We start from the raw sequence: 21,798 nt of genomic DNA on the forward strand, positions 1-21,798 counted from the left end.
CTGTGTGACGTGAGTCACATTTTAAAGCGATGCTGCGTAAACCGCTTTAAATTTTTTGTGCAGAAGATGCTTTTCGTCGATTTCCGGCAGGAAAATTTTTAGCGAAATGAATAAGAGTAAGCGTGAGATCCGCATCAAAAGAAAAGAACTGGCCCGATTTGTACATAATAGCAACATATGTTATTCACGCACTGATACTCTTATAAAGAGAGGTAAATTTAGCTTAATAATGTTTTCCTGCTTATTTTGAAGTTCTGAAGGTGATTTGTGCGCTGAAAATTTATTAACCCAGATACAATAATTACTTATAAAACTAACGCATTAAAACAAAGAGGCTCACGCAGGAATTGTGTAATAGGTTGTAATATTATCCTGACGCAATTGATATCAATATTGGTTTGTGTAGAATCAGAGTCACTAATTTAATGGCACATATCTAAAGTGAGCACATCATGGACAACGCATTAAACGTTTTGAATAATATCCGTACACTTCGGGCTCAGGCTCGCGAAATGCCTTTGAGTACTCTGGAAGAAATTCTTGAGAAACTGACTGCCATTGTTGAAGAAACTCGCGAAAATGCCAAAGCGCGCAGTGCGCAGCAACAAGAGCGCGACGAAAAATTACTGAAATACCGCGAAATGTTGGCAAACGATGGCATCGCGATTGATGACCTGTTGGGCCACCAGAGCGCGAAAGAAACCACTAAAGCCAAACGTAAGCCACGTCCGGCCATTTACGAGTACACAGACACTGACGGTTCTAAAAAGACCTGGACGGGTCAGGGTCGCACGCCTTCTGCCATTAAAGCAGCGCTGGATGGCGGCGCTACACTTGAAAGCTTCCTGATCGCGCGCTGACCTCACGGCTGATGTGCTGCGCTTTTCTGCCCCGCTTTTTAGCCGGGCAGAAAAACGTACTTCACCGCCAGTTTTTATTCTGCTGTTCCCCCTTTTAAAAATTCTCGCGTTTCTGGGGATTTTTTCCTTTTCATTACTCTCCGTCATTGTTCTTAAGGTAAGCTTAAGTCTGCATAAGTAAGGTTAACGTCTCTTCGTTTACCGGAACTTCTATGCGTACCCGATATTCTTTCGTTCAAATTATGCTCCACTGGCTGGTGTTTGTGTTAGTCGTACTGACCTATGCCACGATGGATATAAAAGGGTGGTTTGCAAAAGGCACGCCAGCGAGGGAGTTATTAGCCCTTACGCATTACAGCCTGGGATTTTGCGTATTATTCCTGATGTGTATGCGTCTGTTTGTTCGCGCAATGTATGTCACGCCGCCGGTTAAACCCGTGTTGTCGCGCTGGCAGCATTATTTGTCAGGTTCGGCTCATGTACTTATATATCTGATGTTTTTAAGCTTGCCGGTGCTGGGCATCTTGTCACGTTATTATGGCGGCCATGACTGGACGATGTTTAACATCCTTATGCCTAAAAGTGTTTTTCCGGATCTCCCTTTACAGAAACAGTTTAAAACGCTGCATGAATGGCTCGCGAACGCCGGGTATTATCTTATCGGATTACATGCTCTGGCTGCCCTCTGGCATCACTATCGCCGGCGCGATAACACGCTAATCCGGATGTTACCTTCGCGAAAATAACCCGCGGATGCGTGGGTCTGAGAAACCGTTGCAAGTTTCTGGTATCAACGGAGCGATTAACGTGACGGAAGGAACAATGATGATATCCAGTGCGAGGGGGCATATTGCCTGCTAATAAATGCGGCAGTATCCTAAAGCCCTTCTAATCAAAAGGATATTGAAATGGATACTACTGAAACACTGGGCGGTACATACTTTTATCACGGCAACGCCAATCTGAGTAATCAAGAGTTATTTGGTCTGATTTTTATTGAAAGCTTATCAAATCACCTCGGGTTAGATACTACGGCTACAGTTCTCATTATTACAGGGCAGCCTTACATTCCGGTTCCGGGCAAGATGGTAACTGCAATACCGGGAACAAGCGTGGCGTCAAAGCTATCGAGGGCCCTTTTAAAGCAAGCGAAACTGCCCTTTGGCCTTAAAGCGTGGACGCCGGTTGGTAAGTCGTTCAATACCTTGACTATGCGAAAAACCACAAAATGGGCTGCACTGATAGATAGATATGTCCCCTTTGTTGGATATGCAATGGCGGTCATATTAATCCAGCAGGTGGCAGCCGAAACCAGATCAAAATATAATTTAATAGCCCGTCCAGAAGATCGTATTGCATGGACATACTTTTAATGGAAGAAAAAGTCTTATCAATGTTCCGCGAGGAAATACCTGGCTACTACGATTTCGATTTGAAAAGAGAGGTTCCGCTTGAGTTTGATACCGAGCTACAAGATTTTGCTCCAGGTGATGATTTCGTATATGCCCTCGAAGCTTATGAAAAAACCTTTAAAGTGGACCTGTCAGTCGTAAATTGGTCCTTCTACTTTCCCTGGGAAAACCTTCCGTTTTTCACTCGCTGGTTTAAGGTTAAGCGTAAGGACATAGAAAAGACCAGAAAGCCCTTAACTGTAAGAATGTTCGCAGAATCGGCTAAGGCGGGTAAATGGCTTTATGATTAAGGGGCTTTAGCCCCTTTTTTAATCATGCGGTTTGGCGATCATTCCACGAGTCAGCAAAGATAATGTTCCCATCATTATGCTTCCAGGTGATTTTCTCGTAACGCAACTCAACAGTTTCCATATGATTTTCATTCGGATTGCTGGCTGCGGCCATTGCTGGTGTAATCGAAACGATACGCACCTTTTCCAACAGCATGTTGAAATACTCCACTTCCTGACCAGCATCATTGATCCGATACCATTTGATTTCAGCTGAAGCAAGGCATTGACCCGTTGCCACTGCCTTGTAGATGTATGGGCTGGACGAATCGAACTCTTTAACCACAAGCAATGGTGAGTGCATCCGTGTACCCGTCACTTTGCCCGTAGCGTTATCAGTGGGAATCATTAAGTTGTGGTGAAAACCTCGAACCTCAATACTGTATTCCCGATCTTTAACATCCACACCGCCTTTAATCAGTGCTCCGCCGTCGTCTTTAAGCCATAAATATGCCGGGATTGCCATTTCCGAAAATTCCTTTTTAAAAGTGAGGCTTAAAATTATTCCTTTGTTCAGCCAGGCACAATTAGCGACTGTTGTAATAGACTGATTTTCAGATATTTATTATTCATTGCGGGTTATCATCGGGATGAATGTTGAATGCGCCCGTTCAGCATTTTAATTTGCATAAACAGGCGCAAAAATTTTACTGTTTTACGCCGTTCTTCTGATACACACACAAATGCGTATACGCCGCCTGCAACAATGGAATATTGATCCCCACACGCGTTGCGCGCTCAACCAGATCGCCAATAATCTGCTCTGCTTCGATGGGGTAACCCTGCATCATATCGCGGTACATGGAGGAGGTCTGCGGTGAGTTTTTATCAGTGACAGCGTCCCTGACTTTTGCCACGGCAGCGGCGCGTTCCGCGTAGCCAAAGGCTTTCATGGTGGTCAGCGCCTCGGTGACAATGGCCTGTGCGAACTCCGTCCCGCCTGGCGCAGACGCCACCTGGCCGATATTGCCGCGCATGGAGCAGGTGATCGCGCCGAAGCTTGAAAGCAGCAGCCACTTCTCCCACAAATCACTGATAATGGTTTCAGAAAGCACCGCCTCGATATCCGCACTCTGGAATGCCTGATCGACTTTCAGGATGCGTTCAGTTTTTTCGCCGGAGAGTTCACCGTAAATAATCTGATGCAATGGCGTCATCTGATGAATATGTCCGTCAGTATCCAGCGTCGCGTTGATTTTGCACAAACCACCGATTAACGCATGTTCACCAAAACGCAGGCTCAGCGTCTCCATATGTTTCATTCCGTTCAGCACCGGCATGACCATCGTGTTTTCACCTACTACCGGCGCGATATCTTTCATTGCTGCTTCCAGCCCGAAACTTTTTACAGTCAGCAAAATCAGGTCATAAGGCCCGGTCAGCTGCGATGCCTGTAAGACATTGGGCTGGAAATGGAAATCACCGTGCGGACTGTGAATGGTTAGCCCGTCCTGCTGAACGGCCTGCGCCCGTTTTTCACGTAAAAGAAACGTCACATCCTGCCTGGCCTGCGCCAGACGGGCGCCAAAATACCCACCGGTCGCACCAGCACCCACCACTAAAATTCTCATGCGTTATCCTTTTTTATCAAGACATTCAGAAACCCTGTGTTTGTTTAAACTACGGGAGGAGGGCGGCAGGGATCAAGAGCCATGATGAATGAGGGATTTTTGAAGATTTTGCCGCGTGATACTATGCCCCATCACTATTTCAACAAGGAGCACTGAATGGCAGGTTATCAGCCTCCGTACAGTATCACACCGCATATCCTCAACCGGGTTGTGGACGTCGGGGAATTGCTGGGGCGTTGGGCTGCGCATGCTGAACAGTCATCTGTGCTGCTGCGAAAAGAAAACCGTATCCGCACGATTCAGGCTTCACTCGCTATCGAACACAACAGCCTGTCGACACCGCAGGTGACCGCCATTATGGAAGGGAAACGCGTGCTGGCGCCGCAAAAAGATATTCAGGAAGTGCGTAACGCCATTCTGACGTACGAACAGTTACCGGCATTGAAAAGTCATCGTCTTGAGGATGTTCTGAAAGCTCACCAGACGCTGATGCTCGGACTGGTGGATGCGCCCGGCCACCTGCGCAGCGGCAATGTGGGTGTGTATCGTGACAATCGGCTGATTCATATGGCACCACCGGCCGGGCAACTCCCGCGTCTGATGTCAGATTTGCTGAACTGGCTGAAGGAAACGGATATCCACCCGCTCATCGCCAGTTCGATTTTCCATTATGAGTTTGAATTTATTCACCCGTTTGCCGACGGTAATGGCAGGATGGGGCGCTTATGGCAGACGCTGATCCTCAGCCAGTGGCGTTCAGAGCTCGCCTGGCTGCCGGTAGAAACGCTGATCCATAATCAGCAGCAGGATTACTACCGCATTCTTGGCGAATGCGATCGCGCCAGCGACTGCACGGCATTTATCAGTTTTATGCTCGATAAACTGGCGGAAGCGTTACGTGAAGGCATTGAAACGCAATCCTCACACTGAACGTCAATGACTCATTCGACACCCCCCGCCCGAAGACGGGGGAGTTACACCGTTATTTCCCCCGCGCCAGAACCTTGCGGTACAGCACCGGCAGTGAAATCACCACGATCAACATCGCACCGACAATCACCGACATCACGATACCCGGCACATTCAGCAGACTGAGGCCGAAAGTCAGCAGCCCCATCAGGAACGCGGCAATAATTACGCCGGTCATGCTGCCGGAACCACCGAGCACGCTGACACCGCCGAGCACGGCCATGGTAATCACGCTCAGTTCCCAGCCGAGCGCCAGCGTCGGACGCGTACTGCCGAGCCGTGAGGTCAGCAGCACCGCTGCCAGTCCGGACATCACCCCGACCAGCACGAACAGCGTCAGATTATGGCGTTTCACGTTAATCCCGGAGTACCACGCGGCGACCGGATTGTTGCCGATGGCATAGGTGCGGCGTCCAAAGTTAGTTTTGTGCAGCAGGAAATAAAACACCGCGCCCAGCACCAGGAACAGCGCAAATTCAAACGACAATGGCCCCCAGACATAGCCCTGACCAAACCACGCGAAACTGGCGGGATATTTATTCAGCGACTGATCGCCCAGTAGCACGTAGGTAATGCCACGGAACAAGCTCATGGTGCCGATGGTAATCACGATAGACGACAGATTCAGCCGGGTGACCAGCAGGCCGTTAATCAGCCCGCACAACAGGCCGACGCTCAATCCGACACCGACCAGCGCCGGTGTTGGCAAACCGGCCTGCGCGCAGAATCCCATAATGGTGGAACTCAGCGCCATGGTTGAAGCGACCGACAAATCGATTTCCCGGGCGATAATCAGCATCGCCATCGGCAGCACAATGATGGCTTTTTCGGTGAAGTTAAACGTCGCGTCCGACAGATTCCATATATTGAGGAAATACGGCGAGGCGAACGCATTCACCACAAATACCAGCAGCGTCACCAGCAGTAAAAATCCTTCCCAGCACATCAGGCGGCGGAAAAACGGCGTGACAGCCATGGTGGTGTTTTCTCCGGCAGCGGAATGCGGCGTGTTGCGCGACGTTAAGGTCTTGTTCATGATCTTACCCCTGTTTCAGTTCGCACAGGCTGGACGGCGGGAGAGTGGCGCAGAATCAGCCGTCCTTTACGTTTGTTGGCGCGTTCGTTGAGGATGACGGCAATCACAATCACGCCGCCGGAAATCGCCATCTGCCAGAACGGCGACACTTCAATCACCGGCAGGGCATTGTTGATGACGCCGAGGAACAGCGCGCCCAGCAGGCAACCGACCACCGAGCCGATGCCGCCCATGGTGCTGATCCCGCCAATGACGCAGGCTGCAACAATTTGTAATTCAAAGCCGTTGGCGACGTCCACGTAAGCCACGGCGAAGCGTGAGATCCACAGATAGCCGCAGAAACCCGCCAGCGCGCCGGAAAGGCAGAAGCTGACGAACTGCATTTTGCCTGCGTTGATGCCGGTGTAATACGCCGCCGTGGCGTTGCCGCCAGCCGTGTAAAGTGCGCGTCCGGTCCGGCTGTAACGCAGGAAATACGCCACCAGAATCAGCGCGGCAATCGCACACCAGCCGAGCAGCGGCAGACCAATAAAGGTGGTGCGTGGCAGACTGAGGAATTCTGGGCTCATCTGATGGGCATTGATCCAGCCGCCGTTGGAAAGCAGGAAGATAATGCCGCGATAAATGCTCATGGTGCCGAGCGTCACCACAATCGGCGGAATACCCACTTTCCACACCAGGAGGCCATTAATCGCGCCCATCACCAGCCCGAGTACGGTTGCCAGTAACACCAGTGACCACACCGGAATATCCGGATGATGGAAGTTAATCAGCGCGACGATCATGCCGGTCAGCGCCAGATTGGCGGCCATCGACAAATCGATACCTTTGGTCAGCAAAACCATCATCTGCCCGAGCGCCAGGATGATCAGAATCGAGGTATCGTTAAACATCTCCAGCAGGTTTCCGGCACCGATAAACTCCGGCGAGCGCACGCCGACGCCCAGCACCATCAGTACGATGACCACCGCCAGCAGCAGCTCGCGGTATTTCAGCAGGTTCTTGATCATGCTGCCTCCTCGCCCGCGCCGCTGGCGGCGCTGACAATCATTTCTGCGCTGGCTTCACCGGCGTTGAATTCGGCGACCATCAGCCCTTCATGCATCACAATGATGCGATCGGCCATGCCCATGACTTCCGGTAATTCGGAAGACACCATAATCACCGCCAGCCCGCGCCCGACCAGTTCAGACATAAACTGATGCACTGCCGCTTTCGAGCCGATATCAATGCCTTTGGTCGGTTCATCGAGAATGATGATGTCCGGTTTGGTCGCCAGCCATTTGGCGATCACCACTTTCTGCTGATTTCCGCCCGACAGCGTGCCGACGGCCTGTTTCCAGCTTGACGCTTTCACCTGCAACCGTCTGGCGTAATCATCGGCCAGCGCCCACTCTTTTTTGTCGTTGAGCACGCCGCGCGGATTAAGCTGGCTGAGTTGCGGCAGGCTGATGTTCTGGCTGATGGGCAAATCAATAATCGCGCCTTGTTTCTGGCGCTCTTCCGGCACATACACAATTCCTGCGCGGATGGCCTGAGAAGGACGGGAAAAATGGTGTTCTTTGCCGTTGATCAGAATTTTGCCGCCGTTCGGTTGCGTGACGCCAAATAACGCCTGCATCAGTTCGGTTCTTCCCGCACCGACCAGCCCGTAAAAACCGAGGATTTCGCCTTTGCGCAGTGAGAAGTTAATGCCTGCGAATTCTGTCGGATGGCTGAGGTTTTGCACTTCCAGTACCGTGTCGCCCGGTTCGCAGTTCACTTTCGGGTAAGCCTGACTGACTTCACGTCCTACCATCATGGTCACCATCTGCTGTTCGCTGATGTCGCTGATTTTGCCGGAGCCGACATAGCTGCCGTCGCGCAAAACGGTGTAGTAATCGGAAATGGAGAAGATCTCGTCGAATTTGTGCGAGATAAACAGAATCGCTTTACCCTCCTGTTTCAGGCGTTCGACAATCTGATAAAACTCAACGATTTCATGCTGAGACAGGGCGGCAGTGGGTTCGTCGAGAATGACCACCTGCGCATCAAACGACAGCGCACGGGCGATGGCCACCATATGGCGCTGCGCGATGCTTAACTCTTTCAGAATGGCATGCGGATCAATGTTTACTTCCAGACGCGTCAGAATATCGCGTGCCTGCTGATGCATCGCCGGCCAGTTCAGACGTTTAAAAATGCCGCGGTAAAGATAGTGACCGACGAAGATATTCTCGGTCACGGAAAGCTCGTCAAACAGCACGGTTTCCTGATGAATGGCGGTGATGCCGATTTTGTGTGCGGATTCCGGATTCGGCAGTTTTATCGGAATGGCTTTATAGTGCAACTCGCCTTCTTCCGGCTGATAAATGCCGGTCATGACTTTCACCAGCGTCGATTTCCCCGCGCCGTTTTCGCCAATCAGGGCGGTTACTTTTCCCGGATACAAATCCACATGAACGTTATTTAACGCCCTGACACCCGGAAAGACTTTGCTGATGCCCTTCAATGACAACAACGGTGTCGCTGAATCACTCATGGAGTTTCCCCTGTCTGGCTAAGTACAACAAAACGGCTGAACGGTAACCCGGTCAGCCGCATTCAGGATCAGAAGATTTTAGAGAATTTATCGATGTTGCTGGCGTCGTAGACAAACGGTTCAGCCATGGCGCCGCTGCCGTCTGCATCGAGTTTCACTTTGCCTAAACGGCCCATGCTGGCTTCGGTTTTAGTGGCGGTGCCTTTCACTAAATCATCAGCCAGATAAGTGGCGGCGTAACCCAGGTCAATTGGGTTCCAGATAGCAAAACTTTTGGTGGCGCCCGATTTTACTGCGCCCGCCATTTCAGACGGCAGACCCAGTCCCGTTACATACACCTTGCCGATTTTGCCCTGATCTTTCACTGCCTGTGCGGCCGCCACGATACCCACGGAAGAAGGGGAAATAATCACTTTCAGGTCCGGATAGGATTTCAGCAGGCCAATGGTTTCGCGGTAGCTTTTATCTGACAGATCATCGCCATAAGCGACCGTCACCAGATTCACCGAAGGGTATTTCGGCAGCACTTTTTTCATTTCCGCAATCCACAGATTCTGGTTGGTGGAGGTTGGCGTGGCGCTCAGGATGGCTACATCGCCTTTTTCTACGTTCAGGGCTTTCAGCGCATCGGCGGCCAGTTTGACGTTGGTTTCGCCAATCAGCGCGTTGTTAGACGGATTAAGGTGGATCTGGCGGCCCTCTTTGGCGACACCGGAATCCCATGACACGACTTTAATGCCGCGCTGCATGGCTTTTTTCAGCACCGGCACCAGCGCATCCGGGTCATTGGCGGAGACAGCAATGGCATCGACGCCCTGGGCGATCAGGCCATTGAGCACTTCTATTTGCGCCTCGGCGGTGGTGGTGGTCGGGCCGGTATAAATCACTTTCACATCGCCCAGTTCTTTAGCTGCCTGCTGTGCGCCAACGTTTGCTGCTTCAAAAAAACCATTACCCAACGATTTTGCTACCAGGGCGATCTTCACTTCTGCCGATGCCGCGCCTGCCAGCAGGATGCTGCTCGCCATCAGGGTAAGGCTCAGTACGTGTTTTAATTTCATTTTTTGTACTCCGCATAAGTCCGCATAAAGTTTAACGACCAAAAAGTTGCCGACGCGCCAGGCGCATGATCACGACTCTAGGAGGTTGCTGACAGCCTCACCTTTCCGCGAGTGCCAGTTCAGTGCGAACTATGGCAAAGACGCAAAGGTTTGAGCGAACAACCTCACAATTTGATAACAATCTTATTTCAGGCAGGCTAAACGGTCAGAAAAACACACATTACCGGTTTCAGAAAACCGCACTGAAATAAGGCATAAAGCTACGCAGAACGCCGGATTGCACCGGATTTCATCAGGCGGGAAATGTTTTGTTCAAAAGCGGCTGGCGGATCACAGTTTCAGCCCGATGGCTGCCCCGGCGACGACTAAGATATTACGATAGTGTTAATAAGGAGTCGGAAATGACCGTGTTACGCAGTAGTGAGTATTTCCCCTCAGGAGATTTCCCGGTCGCCATTGAACCCCGTTATCCGCAGGAAACTTTTCCTGAACATCATCATCAGGATTTCAATGAAATTGTCCTGGTCGAGCAAGGTACCGGCACGCACGTTTTTAATGACCAGCCGCTGATCCTCAGCGCGGGGAGCGTCTGTTTTGTGCGTCACAGCGACCATCATCTTTATGAAGATACCGAAAACCTGCATCTGACCAACGTGCTGTATCGCAGCCCGAACGCGTTTCGTTTCCTTAATGGCGTCGGTGATTTATTGCCGCAGGAAGTGGACGGGGTGTATCCGGCGCACTGGCGCATCAGCCCGACTCAGATTGTGCAGGCCAAAACGCTGATTAATTTGCTGGCGCGACAACCCGCCATGCAATCGCCGGAATCTCAGGCTCAGCAGGAATTATATTTTATGCAGCTCTTATTATTGCTGCGCAAAGGCAGCCGTGATGTCGGATATCGCGGGCAGGGCGGTGACCTGAACAATGTGCTGGACTGGATGAATGAACATTATGATGAGGAAATCGACTGGCCGGCACTGGCCGCGCAGTTCTCGATGTCGCTGCGTACCTTGCATCGTCAGATGAAACAACAAACCGGCTGCACACCGCTCAATTACCTCAACCGCCTGCGTCTGCTCAATGCGCGCAACATGCTGCGTTTCAGCGACAGCCCGATCACCGAGATTGCCCACAACTGTGGTTTCTGCGACAGCAATTACTTCTCCACATTGTTTAAACGTGAATTTGGCTATGCACCCAGAAGTGTTCGTCAGTATCAGTAAGCGGAACCCTGTATTTTGCAAAATTGTTATGTCGGGCCGTCCGACCATGACATTTTTGCCATTTCTTAAAGTTAAGTGGCAATCACGGAAAGGTAAAAACCAGACGGATAGAACAGGCTGTTAAAACTTCACAAAAAAGAACTTTTTTATTAACAACTCGTTCATCAACTCTATCCGTATTTTGGAGACCCTTACATGAGCACAGTTCAGAAACGTATGTACATCAACGGCGAGTTCGTTGAAAACACCGGCGGTAAGTGGATCGACGTTGTGAACCCGGCGACAGAACAGGTGATTTCGCAGATCCCTGAAGGCTCAGCAGAAGACGCCAGAAAAGCCATTGATGCAGCAGAAGCGGCGCAGCCGGGCTGGGAAGCGTTACCTGCGGTAGAGCGCGGCGTGTGGCTGCATAAAATCGCCGACGGTATTCGTGAGCGCGAAGCTGAACTGACGGAAACCATTATCGCGGAAGGCGGCAAAACCTACGGCCTGGCGCAAACCGAAGTACTGTTCACCGCCGACTACCTTGATTACATGGCGGAATGGGCACGCCGTTACGAAGGCGAAATCATTCAGAGTGACCGGCCAAATGAAAACATCTTTGTGTTCCGCAAAGCCATCGGCGTGACCACCGGTATTCTGCCGTGGAACTTCCCGTTCTTCCTGATCGCCCGTAAAGCCGCCCCGGCGCTGATCACCGGCAATACTATCGTCATCAAACCGAGTGAAATCACGCCAAACAATGCGGTGATTTTCGCGGAAATTATTCACAAAATTGGCCTGCCAAAAGGTGTGCTGAATATTGTCACCGGCTACGGCCCGACCGTCGGGCAGGAACTGGCGGCGAATCCTAAAGTCGGCATGGTCAGTCTGACCGGGAGCGTGGCTGCAGGTATCGCCACCATGACTGCGGCGGCACAGAACGTTACCAAAGTCTCACTGGAACTGGGCGGCAAAGCACCAGCCATCGTGATGAATGACGCCGATTTGGATCTGGCGGTGAAAGCCATCGTGAGCTCGCGCGTCATCAATACCGGGCAGGTGTGTAACTGCGCGGAGCGTGTTTACGTGCAGGAAGGCGTATACGACGAATTCATTTCGCGCATCAGCGAAGCGATGAAAAAAGTGACGTTCGGCAATACCGCCGAGCAAAAAGAGCTGGATATGGGACCGCTGATCAGCGCGGCGGCATTGCAGCGTGTGGAAGATAAAGTGGCGAAAGCCGTGTCACAGGGCGCAAAAGTGCTGCTGGGCGGCAAACGTCATGGCGACAAAGGTTTCTTCTATCAGCCGACGGTGCTGGTGGATGTGAAGCAGGACATGCCGATCATGCATGAAGAAGTGTTTGGTCCGGTGCTGCCGGTCGCCACGTTCAAAACGCTGGATGAGGCGATTGCCATGGCAAACGACAGCGAATATGGCCTGACGTCATCGATTTACACCAGCAATATAAATACGGCGATGAAAGCGCTGAAACAGCTGAAATTCGGCGAGACTTACATCAACCGTGAAAACTTCGAAGCCATGCAGGGCTTCCATGCGGGCTGGCGTAAGTCGGGCGTCGGTGGTGCCGACGGTAAACATGGCTTGCAGGAATATCTGCAAACGCATGTCGCGTACCTGCAGTTCCATTAATTAACACACTGTGGCCGGAGCAGGGGAACCTGACTCCGGTTTTGCTGACTTTCACCTGACAAGGAAACCCCATGAGCCGCAACGATTTCCTGACCGGCATTCGTCAGCATAAATTCATGCAAACGCTGTTCCCGCCACCGGCTGAAAAATCCCATCCGCAGCAAGAATTTGGCCGTGCGCTGACCCTGATGGGCGGTATCTGGGATGACCGGTTCCTGCGGGCACCGCAAAATGGCTACACCACGCTGAATGCCTATCTGCGCGGGTTATATCCGGCAGACTCGCTGTTTTGCTCCGCCACGCCGGAGATTATCGCAGAGAGGAGTCTCGACGCCCGTACTCAGGCGGCATCGCTGAAAGATGTTGATGTCGGCGTGGTCCGTGCCTGTTTTGGTGTCGCAGAAACCGGCGCCGTCTTTCTCAGTGATCCGCAACTTTGTGTGAACACCCTCAGCGCGATGGCTAAAAACCTGGTCGTGCTGCTCGACGTTAACCACATCATCGAACATCTGCATCTCGCCCACCGTCAGCCGCAACCTTTCAATGCCCGCTACACCATTATGATCACCGGCCCGGCGGCGATGGCCGACAGCGAAAGTGCGCTGATGCTGGGTGCCAAAGGCGTCCAAAGCCTGCGGGTGATCGCGCTTTAAGTCCGAAAACCCACGGATCCTGCTGTACTCATCCCGCTTAAAATAACTCCTGTAAATAAAATAAATCCTATCTGATACAATCAGTAAACGGGTGCACAACGGGCGTGCCCTGACTTTTTACGGCAAGTGAGTGCGGCAACCATGAGCGTGATACAGAGCCTTATCAAACAAGCATTTGGAACCGGTAACAGCAACGAAGCAGCCACTTTCCTGGCCAGTGCGTGCAACCGGATGAAAGCCATGGATAAAACAACCATCGCCCGCGAAGTGGAAAGCGCGCTCAGAGGCATCAGTTTCAGCCGCGCCGAGACAGATAAGGCAAAAGTAAAAACTGTTTATAAAGACACCGCCGTCACGCTCGAAAAGCTCGCCTCACTGGAAAAACAGGTGTACAGCCTGAAGAATGAACTGGCCGTTGCGCGTAACCAAACAGGCAAAGGCAATACAGAAGACGCTGAGCGGATGAAAGGGGAGTTGTTGCGTCTTAACACCCGCATCAGCGAACTGCTTCGACAATCTGACATACAGAAAAAGCAGCATGCCGATGAACTGGCATTGTTGCGTTCGCGCCAGCGTGCAGACGGCCATTCAAACTCCGCAGAACTCGATGCCGCCAACAGCCTGATTGCGTATACCGGCAGTCAGATGACCGCGATGGCGGCGGCGCGTGATGCGCTGCAACAGCGTTTAACCCGGCTGGAAACCGAGTCGGAACGCCGTGTGCGTGAGGAAGAAGATAAACGCCATGCCGCCAACCGCCGTGCTGACGGGAATTACGCCCTGCTCGGACAGCAGAAAGAACTGACGGCCGAGGCGAACCGTAAAATCACGCAGCTACGGGCCAGCCTGAAACTCGAAGAGTATGAAGGGCAGAACGCGAAGAACGAAAAGGCAAAACTGAAGAAGCAGATTGCCGAGCTGGAAGATGAAAACAGCCGCCTGGCCGAACGCTTGTGTGATAACGAAGAAGACTGCGAACGGCTCAGTAATGCGCTGGAAAGAACAAATCAGGAATTTGCTGCCTACAAAAAGCAAAAAGAACGCCTGACCCGCTGGATCCACATACCCGGCGCCATGATGGGGATTTCCGTCGTTGCGCTGGTATTGTACTCAGATGCCCAACCCGGACATCTGTTTGACAGTCTCGCCCCCGCTGTATTTCTGGGCAGCGTCGTCTATGCCCTTTCCCTGATGATTGCGTTTACCCGCAGGGCGTAACCGGGGGGGCGTTGCCTGCCTTTACTTCACTGCCCCCATTGCCGCCTGCTCAATCAGTGCGGCCACTTCTTTTGGATGTGATTCATAAACGGAATGGCTGGCGCCTGCGATTTCCACGGTGTGGCTGTGTGCGCGTTTGGCGTACATGCGTTCTAAATCAGGGTTAATGATCTTGTCGGACTTCGCCACCATGTACCAGCTCGGTTTCACTTTCCAGGCCGGATCAGGAATGTTCGCAGTAAATACGCTGGCGGATGTCAGCATCTGGGCCTGCGCTTCAAATTCAGCCTGTTTACGTGGCAGGTCTGCGGCGAAATCAGACGGGAAATTGGCCGGATTGATGTACAGGAAACCGTCCGGTGTTTTCACAAACGGATGCGCGGAGTTCGGGAATTTCTTACCGTTAATCGCTTCGGTTTCCCCGTTGTCCAGCGCATGCGCCGCGATATACACCAGCCCCGCTACGTGCGGATCGTTGCCTGCTTCAGTAATAATCGCGCCGCCATAACTGTGGCCGACCAAAATGGCAGGGCCGTTTTGTCTGTCCAGAATACGTTTAGTGGCTGCAACGTCATCGGCAAACGACGTCAGTGGTTCCTGTACCAGTGTCACTTTATAGCCATCGCGGGTCAGAATGTCATATACCGGACGCCAGCCAGAGCCGCCAACAAACGCGCCGTGAACCAGCACGATATTTTTCACTGGCGCAGCGGTGGCTGCCTGGCAACCGAACGCCGCAGTGGCGGCAAACAACAATGTTGAAACTACACGTAAACGCATGGCACGACCTCTTTTACTGTGATCAGAAATGAAACTCAGTGTGTGATGCCACTTTGCGTGTGGCGCTCTGACAGAGGAGTGACCTGCGGATGACAAAAAAGTCATAAAGCCGCTGACCCGCAGGATGCGGTGAAAACGTTTCCCCGGCTTTATTTGCGGGTATTTTAAGCGCTGTGAGAATTCTCCATTTTATATCTTTTGTAAAGACGCCACGGTTTCATTACACGGAACTTATCGTCTGAAAAAACAGCGATGAATATGCCGCTGTCTTGAAATAGTGGTCTATATTTATTCTGAAGTCTGCGCCTTCGTCTGGATTTCGAAAGATAAAAAGGAATTAGCCAGCTGAAAATATTCTCTGATAAATACGCATCAGGTGCATTTTTGTTTTCCGGTAAATCACCTAATTATCAGTTGGTTGTATATTGTGTAATCGTTACCACTGAGGCGCGGATAAATACCGGGAGATCGTTGGATGATTTTTCGAATGAAAGCGGATGTTTATTTTGTGTCGGAATATAAACGGTATCAGACGAATAAAACCCTGTATTTTGCGCGGAGATAGAATTTGAAAATGGCCTCAGATGTACACTGCGTGCGGTATTTTGTTAAAAAGTTATATTTGTAAAGTTGCGTATGTACTAACAAGAAGAAAAAATCTATAGTGAGCCCCTTCACGGCTCTCAATCAGATTGGTCAATTTATGTCTACTTCTTATGTCCAGAATTGAGAGATGCGTCGTATTTTTTGACTCAACCTTTTAACGTAAAACAAAAGAACTCATAAAGTGAACGCCAAAACCTCTGCTTTTATCATCACGTTTTTGTCATTTTTTAACCCGGTATCAGTCAGTTACGCCCAGTCTTCGACAGCGTCGCCGAAAGATGATGCGGGTGACACCGCCGGCTCATCAACAATGATGGTCATCAAGCGTGAAAGCACCGGTAAATTATCCGAACTCGATACCCCGGCGGCGGTCAGCGTGATTGATGGCGGGGATTTCAGAAACAGCAAAGCGCAGGTCAATCTGTCTGAAAGCCTTGGCAGCGTCCCCGGTTTACAGGTTCAGAACCGCCAGAACTATGCGCAGGATCTGCAACTTTCCGTTCGCGGATTCGGCAGCCGTTCCATGTATGGCGTGCGTGGTGTGCGTATTTACGTTGATGGTATTCCGGCCACCATGCCGGACGGGCAGGGACAGACCTCCAATATTGACCTGAACTCGGTAGAGCGTGTTGAAGTGCTCCGCGGGCCGTTCTCAGCGCTGTACGGCAACGCCTCCGGCGGCGTGGTGAACGTCGATACCCAAACCGGTTCACAGCCTGCCAAACTGGAAGCGGGCACTTATTTCGGCAGCTACGGTTCGTTTCGTAACAGCGTCAAAGCCAGCGGCGCAACCGGCGACGGCACCCATGCCGGTGATGTGAATTACCTGATTTCCGGTTCCCGTTTCACCACTGACGGCTACCGTGACCATAGCGGTACGCAGAAAAATCTCGGCAACGGCAAACTGGGCGTGCGTATTGATGATGACAGCACCCTGACGCTGATGTTTAACAGCGTGTCCGTGGATGCCAACGATCCGGGTGGCCTGACAGAATCTGAATGGCATGATGACCCGAAGCAGGCCAAACGCGCCGATCAGTACAACGCACGTAAGAGTCTGGATCAGACTCAGGTCGGGTTACGCTATCAGCGTCAGATGGGTGAAAACGACGAGTTCAGCCTGATGACTTATCACGGCGAACGCCACACGACGCAGTACCAGACCATTCCGGCGGCATCGCAGAAAAATCCGCTGAACGCGGGCGGGGTGATTGTTCTGGAACGTAAGTATTCCGGTGTGGATACCCGCTGGAAACATGACGATCAGATAGGTTCCGTACCGTTTTCCGTCACCGGCGGTCTGGATTATGAAACCATGACCGAGCGTCGTTTCGGTTATGAAAACTTCAATGATGAAGGCGATCTGGGCGTGAAAGGCGACGAACGTCGCAACGAAAAGAATGTGATGTGGAACCTCGATCCCTATCTGCAAACCACGTGGAACCTGACATCGCGCTGGACGCTGGATGCCGGTGCGCGTTACAGCACCGTGAGTTTCGACTCGCAGGATTATTACATTACCGGCAGCAACCCTGATGACAGCGGTTCGCGCCGTTATCACAAACTGCTGCCGATGGCGTCCCTGAACTATGCCGTGACGCCTGCACTGAACACTTATATTTCGGCCGGGCGCGGTTTCGAAACGCCGACCATTAACGAGCTTTCTTACCGCACCGACGGTAAATCTGGCCTGAATCTGGGACTGGAACCTTCCACCAGTAACACCGTGGAACTGGGCAGCAAATGGCGCGTGGGCAACGGTTTAGTGACCGCTGCCGTCTTCCAGACCGATACCGATGACGAGCTGATTGTGGCACAAAGTGTCGGCGGGCGGTCGAGCTACACCAACGCCGGTAAGACACGCCGTCGCGGTCTGGAACTGTCGTTAGATCAGCAGATTGAAGAAAACTGGCGCGTGAAAATGGCCTGGACGCTGCTCGATGCTACTTTCCGCAACGAGACCTGTGGCGCGGGTGATTGCACACCAGCAGGCAACCGACTGCCGGGTATTGCGCGCAACATGGGCTACGCTTCTCTTGAGTGGGCACCGGTTGACGGCTGGCACGCGGGCGCCGATGTGCGATACATGAGCGACATTGAAGTAAACGACGAAAACAGTGAACAGGCCCCCGCTTATACCGTGGCCAGCGTGAATGCGGGTTACCGCTTCAACTGGAACAAAGTGACGCTCGACCTGTTTACCCGCGTCGACAACCTGTTCGACAGAAATTATGTCGGTTCTGTGATTGTTAATGAAGGCAATGGCCGTTATTTCGAACCGGCACCTGGCAGAAACTACGGTGGCGGCGCTACGCTTTCTTATAGTTTCGAATAACTTTTAGTCAGTACGTTCAGTCAGCAGAACAACGAACCACGCGGTGCTGCCCGTTACCTGCACTTTTTGAAGCGGGGCAGCACATGCAAGGAATGACACCCGGTGAGAACCGGATGTTCTTGAAGATTCGGGCTATGCCTGAATCGACGATTATAAAAAATCAGTAAGGTCATCAACTATGGAAACGAAAGCCTCGTTATCACGCATCGTCGTCATAATTACCGCTTTGTTCGCCGCGTTAAGCGGGATTTATCTTCTTGTCGGCGGTATCTGGCTGGCAAAATTAGGTGGTTCTCTTTATTACATTATTGCCGGTGTTATCTCGCTGGTTACCGCGTGGTTGCTGTATCGCCGTCGCTCTTCTGCATTACTGCTGTACGCAATCTTCCTGTTCGGCACCACGGTGTGGGCGGTGTGGGAAGTAGGCACAGACTTCTGGGCACTGACGCCGCGTTTAGACGTCACCTTCTTCCTGGGCCTGTGGATCCTGCTGCCGGTTGTGTATAACCAGATGCTGGCGAAAAACGCTTTCGCACGCGGCGCTCTGGCCGTTTCCCTGCTGTTCACCGTGATTGTGCTGGCGTACTCCGTCTTCAACGATCCGCAGGAAATCAACGGCACCCTTAAAGCTGCCGATGCTGCACCGGCAGCAACCGATTCCGGCGTTCCTGCCAGTGACTGGCCGGCCTATGGCCGTACTCAGGGCGGTACCCGTTACTCGCCACTGAACCAGATCAACGATAAAAACGTCAGCAAGCTCGACGTGGCCTGGACTTTCCGTACCGGTGATCTGAAGACCCCGAACGATCCGGGCGAAATCACTGACGAAGTGACGCCAATCAAAATCGGCGACATGCTTTACCTGTGTACGCCGCACCAGAAGCTGTTTGCTCTGGATGCCGCGACCGGTAAAGAGAAGTGGAAGTTCGATCCGCAGCTCAATTCTAACCCGACCTTCCAGCACGTGACCTGTCGCGGTGTGTCTTATCACGAGACCACACCTGCTGCACAAGGTGATGCGGCTAATGGCGCAGCGCCTGCTGTCTGTTCACGTCGTATCATTCTGCCCGTCAACGATGGACGTCTGTTTGCGCTGGACGCTGAAACCGGCGCACGTTGCCCGGCATTCGGTAACAACGGTGAGCTGAACCTGCAAGGCAACATGCCTTACGCAACGCCAGGCCACTACGAGCCAACGTCACCGCCAATCATCACTAAATCTGTGATCATCGTGGCGGGTGCGGTTACCGATAATTACTCAAACCGCGAGCCTTCCGGCGTGATCCGTGGCTTTGATGTGGAAACCGGCAAACTGCTGTGGGCCTTCGATCCGGGTGCGGCTGAACCGAACAAAATCCCTGAAGATGGTCAGCACTTCACGCCAAACTCCCCGAACTCATGGGCGCCTGCGGCTTATGATGACAAACTGGATCTGGTCTACCTGCCAATCGGCGTAGCGACACCAGATATCTGGGGCGGCAACCGTACTCCGGAAATGGAACGTTATGCGAGCGGCCTGCTGGCGCTGAATGCGACCACCGGTAAACTGGCGTGGTTCTATCAGACCGTTCATCACGACCTGTGGGATATGGACGTTCCGGCGCAGCCAACGCTGGCTGATATCACTGACAAGAGCGGCAACAAAGTTCCTGCGATTTATGTACCGACCAAAACCGGTAACATCTTCGTGCTGGATCGCCGTGACGGTAAGCTGATTGTTGATGCACCTGAAAAACCTGTTCCGCAAGGCGCAGCGAAAGGCGACCACGTTTCTCCGACTCAGCCGTTCTCCGAACTGACTTTCCGTCCGGAAGCCAAACTGACCGGTAAAGACATGTGGGGCGCAACGATCTATGACCAGCTGATGTGTCGTGTGATCTTCCACAAACTGCGTTATGAAGGCACCTTCACACCGCCATCCGAGCAGGGCACGCTGGTGTTCCCGGGTAACCTCGGTATGTTCGAGTGGGGCGGTATTTCTGTGGATACCGACCGTCAGGTGGCTATCGCTAACCCGATCGCACTGCCGTTCGTGTCTAAACTGATCCCACGTGGTCCTGGCAACCCTATGGAGCCAGATGAGAACGATAAAGGCGGTTCCGGTACTGAGACAGGCATTCAGCCACAGTACGGCGTGCCATTTGGCGTGACGCTGAACCCGTTCCTGTCTCCGCTGGGCTTCCCTTGTAAGCAGCCTTCATGGGGTTACATCTCCGGCGTTGACCTGAAAACCAACGATATCGTGTGGAAAAAACGTATCGGTACCGTGCGTGACAGCTCACCATTACCGCTGCCGTTCAAAATGGGTATGCCAATGTTGGGCGCACCGATTTCTACCGCCGGTAATGTGTTCTTCATCGCAGCGACCGCAGATAACTACCTGCGTGCATTTGATATGAGCAACGGTGACAAACTGTGGGAAGCTCGTCTGCCAGCAGGTGGCCAGGCGACCCCAATGACTTACTCTGTGAATGGCAAACAGTACGTTGTTATCGCAGCAGGCGGTCACGGTTCGTTCGGCACCAAACTGGGCGATTACATTATCGCTTACGCACTGCCAGACGCTGACGCTAAATAATTAGCTGTCATAAGCTCTGAAATCTGAAAGGCCGCGCAAGCGGCCTTTTTTATGGCTACAACGCCCGTAGCCATCGCGCCGGATTTCCGGCGTAAACGCCTTTCACCGTGATGTCTTTCGTCACTACGCTTCCCGCACCAATCACTGCGCCATCGCAGATTGTGACGCCCAGAATGGTCGCGCCGCTGCCAACAGACACATCGTTACCCACGCGGATCCTGGCCCATGAATCCCGGTCGGAATTGGGTTTTCCTCCCTCAAACATATCGTTCGCAAACATCACGCCGTGGCCGATAAAGCAGTTTTCCCCGACAGTGACATATTCACAAATAAAGGTATGCGACTGGATTTTTGTCCCCCGTCCGATGCTGGTGTTGGCCTGAATTTCCACAAAGGGCCCGACAAAAACGTCATCACCGAGAGTACAGTCATACACATTAGCGGGTTCGTAAATCACCACATCCTGGCCTGCTTTCACATTACGGATTTGCACGTTGCGTGAGGTATGAGGCATTTTATTTCTCCTGTCCGAGGTTAAACGAACAATATCGCTGAATTTTTCTGGCGGAGTAATCGGTACTTTCTGGTATCACTCGGGAATGCATTTGCAGGATATGAGCGGACGAAAAGTCATGATACTGGCCTTTCTGTGTGCGGTAATCACATCCGGTCTTGGCCTCGGGGTTAAAAACCTCATGACCGATTCGCCTGAGGAAGCCTGGCATAATTTCAGTCAGCAAATCGACAGAGAACATGCGAAAGGCGTGTACCCGTTCAGACTGGATTTTTATACCGTTGTGCAAGATGCGAGAATAGATGGTCAGACACTTAACTACACCTACGCAATAGAAAATATCCGGCTGACAGATATCAGCTTGAAACGCAGAGCAGAGCATGTTTCACCCGGTTCTTTTGTACCACCGCGATGGTGCAGAAATATGGTTTGCGGGTGGAATATGATTATACGCAGGGGATGACTGAAAAAACGTATTCGTACAATAAAAAGGA

At 52.0% G+C, this 21,798-nt stretch carries 18 protein-coding genes and 1 pseudogene; 11 read left to right on the forward strand and 8 right to left on the reverse strand.

Features of this window, described 5'->3' with window-relative positions; genetic code table 11:
- Positions 1–452 precede the first annotated feature (452 nt).
- From EX31_RS00190 to EX31_RS00205, 4 genes are all read left to right on the forward strand, one after another.
- The gene (locus EX31_RS00190; RefSeq protein WP_013578019.1) at positions 453–860 is read left to right on the forward strand and encodes an H-NS family histone-like protein; all 408 of its coding nucleotides are present in this window, start codon (positions 453–455) and stop codon (positions 858–860) included.
- Between the two features lie 212 nt (positions 861–1,072).
- Positions 1,073–1,606, forward strand: coding sequence for a cytochrome b (locus EX31_RS00195; RefSeq protein WP_037032725.1), 534 nt, complete (start codon positions 1,073–1,075; stop codon positions 1,604–1,606).
- A 162-nt stretch (positions 1,607–1,768) separates the two neighbouring features.
- Positions 1,769–2,233: an STM2901 family protein gene (locus EX31_RS00200; RefSeq protein ID WP_037032726.1), complete on the forward strand. Its 465-nt coding sequence runs from the start codon at positions 1,769–1,771 to the stop codon at positions 2,231–2,233.
- Positions 2,218–2,562 (forward strand): DUF1493 family protein, encoded by a 345-nt coding sequence (locus tag EX31_RS00205; protein WP_037032727.1) that lies wholly within the window; start codon positions 2,218–2,220, stop codon positions 2,560–2,562. The genes EX31_RS00200 and EX31_RS00205 overlap by 16 nt, the downstream gene beginning before the upstream one ends.
- Before the next feature lie 22 nt (positions 2,563–2,584).
- On the opposite strand, the gene EX31_RS00210 is transcribed toward EX31_RS00205, so the two are convergent.
- Both EX31_RS00210 and EX31_RS00215 read right to left on the reverse strand, forming a co-directional pair.
- Entirely contained in the window at positions 2,585–3,067 is a 483-nt protein-coding gene (locus EX31_RS00210) for an Hcp family type VI secretion system effector (RefSeq protein ID WP_037032729.1), read from the reverse strand.
- Between the two features lie 181 nt (positions 3,068–3,248).
- Positions 3,249–4,172, reverse strand: coding sequence for a ketopantoate reductase family protein (locus EX31_RS00215; protein WP_037032731.1), 924 nt, complete (start codon positions 4,170–4,172; stop codon positions 3,249–3,251).
- A gap of 156 nt (positions 4,173–4,328) precedes the next feature.
- On the opposite strand from EX31_RS00215, the pseudogene EX31_RS00220 reads away from it, so the two are divergent.
- Positions 4,329–5,099: pseudogene (locus tag EX31_RS00220) on the forward strand (Fic family protein); the annotation flags it as partial.
- Between the two features lie 55 nt (positions 5,100–5,154).
- Here the strand turns inward: EX31_RS00220 and EX31_RS00225 are convergent.
- From EX31_RS00225 to rhaS (EX31_RS00240), 4 genes are all read right to left on the reverse strand, one after another.
- Entirely contained in the window at positions 5,155–6,117 is a 963-nt protein-coding gene (locus EX31_RS00225) for an ABC transporter permease (RefSeq protein ID WP_099049221.1), read from the reverse strand.
- A gap of 56 nt (positions 6,118–6,173) precedes the next feature.
- Positions 6,174–7,187 (reverse strand): ABC transporter permease, encoded by a 1,014-nt coding sequence (locus tag EX31_RS00230; RefSeq protein WP_037032734.1) that lies wholly within the window; start codon positions 7,185–7,187, stop codon positions 6,174–6,176.
- The gene (locus EX31_RS00235; protein WP_037032735.1) at positions 7,184–8,698 is read right to left on the reverse strand and encodes a sugar ABC transporter ATP-binding protein; all 1,515 of its coding nucleotides are present in this window, start codon (positions 8,696–8,698) and stop codon (positions 7,184–7,186) included. The genes EX31_RS00230 and EX31_RS00235 overlap by 4 nt, the downstream gene beginning before the upstream one ends.
- 68 nt (positions 8,699–8,766) lie before the next feature.
- Positions 8,767–9,759: a rhamnose ABC transporter substrate-binding protein gene (gene rhaS / locus EX31_RS00240; protein ID WP_013578029.1), complete on the reverse strand. Its 993-nt coding sequence runs from the start codon at positions 9,757–9,759 to the stop codon at positions 8,767–8,769.
- Positions 9,760–10,160: 401 nt separating this feature from the next.
- Between rhaS (EX31_RS00240) and rhaS (EX31_RS00245) the strand changes: the two genes are divergently transcribed.
- The 4 genes from rhaS (EX31_RS00245) (at position 10,161) to EX31_RS00260 (ending at position 14,491) form a co-directional block, all read left to right on the forward strand.
- The gene (gene rhaS, locus EX31_RS00245; protein ID WP_037032737.1) at positions 10,161–10,985 is read left to right on the forward strand and encodes an HTH-type transcriptional activator RhaS; all 825 of its coding nucleotides are present in this window, start codon (positions 10,161–10,163) and stop codon (positions 10,983–10,985) included.
- A 195-nt stretch (positions 10,986–11,180) separates the two neighbouring features.
- Positions 11,181–12,620 (forward strand): aldehyde dehydrogenase, encoded by a 1,440-nt coding sequence (gene aldA / locus EX31_RS00250; protein WP_037032738.1) that lies wholly within the window; start codon positions 11,181–11,183, stop codon positions 12,618–12,620.
- A gap of 71 nt (positions 12,621–12,691) precedes the next feature.
- Positions 12,692–13,273: a LutC/YkgG family protein gene (locus EX31_RS00255; protein WP_037032739.1), complete on the forward strand. Its 582-nt coding sequence runs from the start codon at positions 12,692–12,694 to the stop codon at positions 13,271–13,273.
- 240 nt (positions 13,274–13,513) lie between these two features.
- Positions 13,514–14,491 (forward strand): coiled-coil domain-containing protein, encoded by a 978-nt coding sequence (locus EX31_RS00260; RefSeq protein WP_231576008.1) that lies wholly within the window; start codon positions 13,514–13,516, stop codon positions 14,489–14,491.
- Positions 14,492–14,512: 21 nt separating this feature from the next.
- Here EX31_RS00260 and EX31_RS00265 read toward each other — a convergent pair whose 3' ends face one another.
- Positions 14,513–15,271, reverse strand: coding sequence for an alpha/beta hydrolase (locus tag EX31_RS00265; protein ID WP_037032742.1), 759 nt, complete (start codon positions 15,269–15,271; stop codon positions 14,513–14,515).
- Positions 15,272–16,058: 787 nt separating this feature from the next.
- Between EX31_RS00265 and pqqU the strand changes: the two genes are divergently transcribed.
- Both pqqU and EX31_RS00275 read left to right on the forward strand, forming a co-directional pair.
- Complete coding sequence (gene pqqU / locus EX31_RS00270) at positions 16,059–18,212, forward strand: TonB-dependent receptor PqqU (RefSeq protein ID WP_013578037.1); 2,154 nt, start codon at positions 16,059–16,061, stop codon at positions 18,210–18,212.
- 178 nt (positions 18,213–18,390) lie between these two features.
- Positions 18,391–20,790, forward strand: coding sequence for a glucose/quinate/shikimate family membrane-bound PQQ-dependent dehydrogenase (locus tag EX31_RS00275; protein WP_013578038.1), 2,400 nt, complete (start codon positions 18,391–18,393; stop codon positions 20,788–20,790).
- 55 nt (positions 20,791–20,845) lie between these two features.
- On the opposite strand, the gene EX31_RS00280 is transcribed toward EX31_RS00275, so the two are convergent.
- A complete protein-coding gene (locus EX31_RS00280; RefSeq protein WP_037032743.1) occupies positions 20,846–21,304 on the reverse strand; it encodes an acyltransferase in 459 nt (152 codons plus the stop codon).
- Positions 21,305–21,798: the final 494 nt, after the last annotated feature.

The sequence above is a fragment of the Rahnella sp. WP5 genome, from assembly GCF_000745615.1.
Classification (GTDB): Bacteria; Pseudomonadota; Gammaproteobacteria; order Enterobacterales; family Enterobacteriaceae; genus Rahnella; species Rahnella aceris.

Bases quoted from the DNA above. Each gene is read 5' to 3' on its own strand.
- EX31_RS00260 (WP_231576008.1), top strand. From the start codon at position 13,514: ATGGATAAAACAACCATCGCCCGCGAAGTGGAAAGCGCGCTCAGAGGC.
- EX31_RS00215 (WP_037032731.1), bottom strand. From the start codon at position 4,172: ATGAGAATTTTAGTGGTGGGTGCTGGTGCGACCGGTGGGTATTTTGGC.
- EX31_RS00280 (WP_037032743.1), bottom strand. From the start codon at position 21,304: ATGCCTCATACCTCACGCAACGTGCAAATCCGTAATGTGAAAGCAGGC.
- EX31_RS00205 (WP_037032727.1), top strand. From the start codon at position 2,218: ATGGACATACTTTTAATGGAAGAAAAAGTCTTATCAATGTTCCGCGAG.
- EX31_RS00265 (WP_037032742.1), bottom strand. From the start codon at position 15,271: ATGCGTTTACGTGTAGTTTCAACATTGTTGTTTGCCGCCACTGCGGCG.
- EX31_RS00235 (WP_037032735.1), bottom strand. From the start codon at position 8,698: ATGAGTGATTCAGCGACACCGTTGTTGTCATTGAAGGGCATCAGCAAA.
- EX31_RS00210 (WP_037032729.1), bottom strand. From the start codon at position 3,067: ATGGCAATCCCGGCATATTTATGGCTTAAAGACGACGGCGGAGCACTG.
- EX31_RS00230 (WP_037032734.1), bottom strand. From the start codon at position 7,187: ATGATCAAGAACCTGCTGAAATACCGCGAGCTGCTGCTGGCGGTGGTC.
- rhaS (WP_013578029.1), bottom strand. From the start codon at position 9,759: ATGAAATTAAAACACGTACTGAGCCTTACCCTGATGGCGAGCAGCATC.
- EX31_RS00255 (WP_037032739.1), top strand. From the start codon at position 12,692: ATGAGCCGCAACGATTTCCTGACCGGCATTCGTCAGCATAAATTCATG.
- EX31_RS00225 (WP_099049221.1), bottom strand. From the start codon at position 6,117: ATGGCTGTCACGCCGTTTTTCCGCCGCCTGATGTGCTGGGAAGGATTT.
- EX31_RS00190 (WP_013578019.1), top strand. From the start codon at position 453: ATGGACAACGCATTAAACGTTTTGAATAATATCCGTACACTTCGGGCT.
- rhaS (WP_037032737.1), top strand. From the start codon at position 10,161: ATGACCGTGTTACGCAGTAGTGAGTATTTCCCCTCAGGAGATTTCCCG.
- EX31_RS00200 (WP_037032726.1), top strand. From the start codon at position 1,769: ATGGATACTACTGAAACACTGGGCGGTACATACTTTTATCACGGCAAC.
- EX31_RS00275 (WP_013578038.1), top strand. From the start codon at position 18,391: ATGGAAACGAAAGCCTCGTTATCACGCATCGTCGTCATAATTACCGCT.
- aldA (WP_037032738.1), top strand. From the start codon at position 11,181: ATGAGCACAGTTCAGAAACGTATGTACATCAACGGCGAGTTCGTTGAA.
- EX31_RS00195 (WP_037032725.1), top strand. From the start codon at position 1,073: ATGCGTACCCGATATTCTTTCGTTCAAATTATGCTCCACTGGCTGGTG.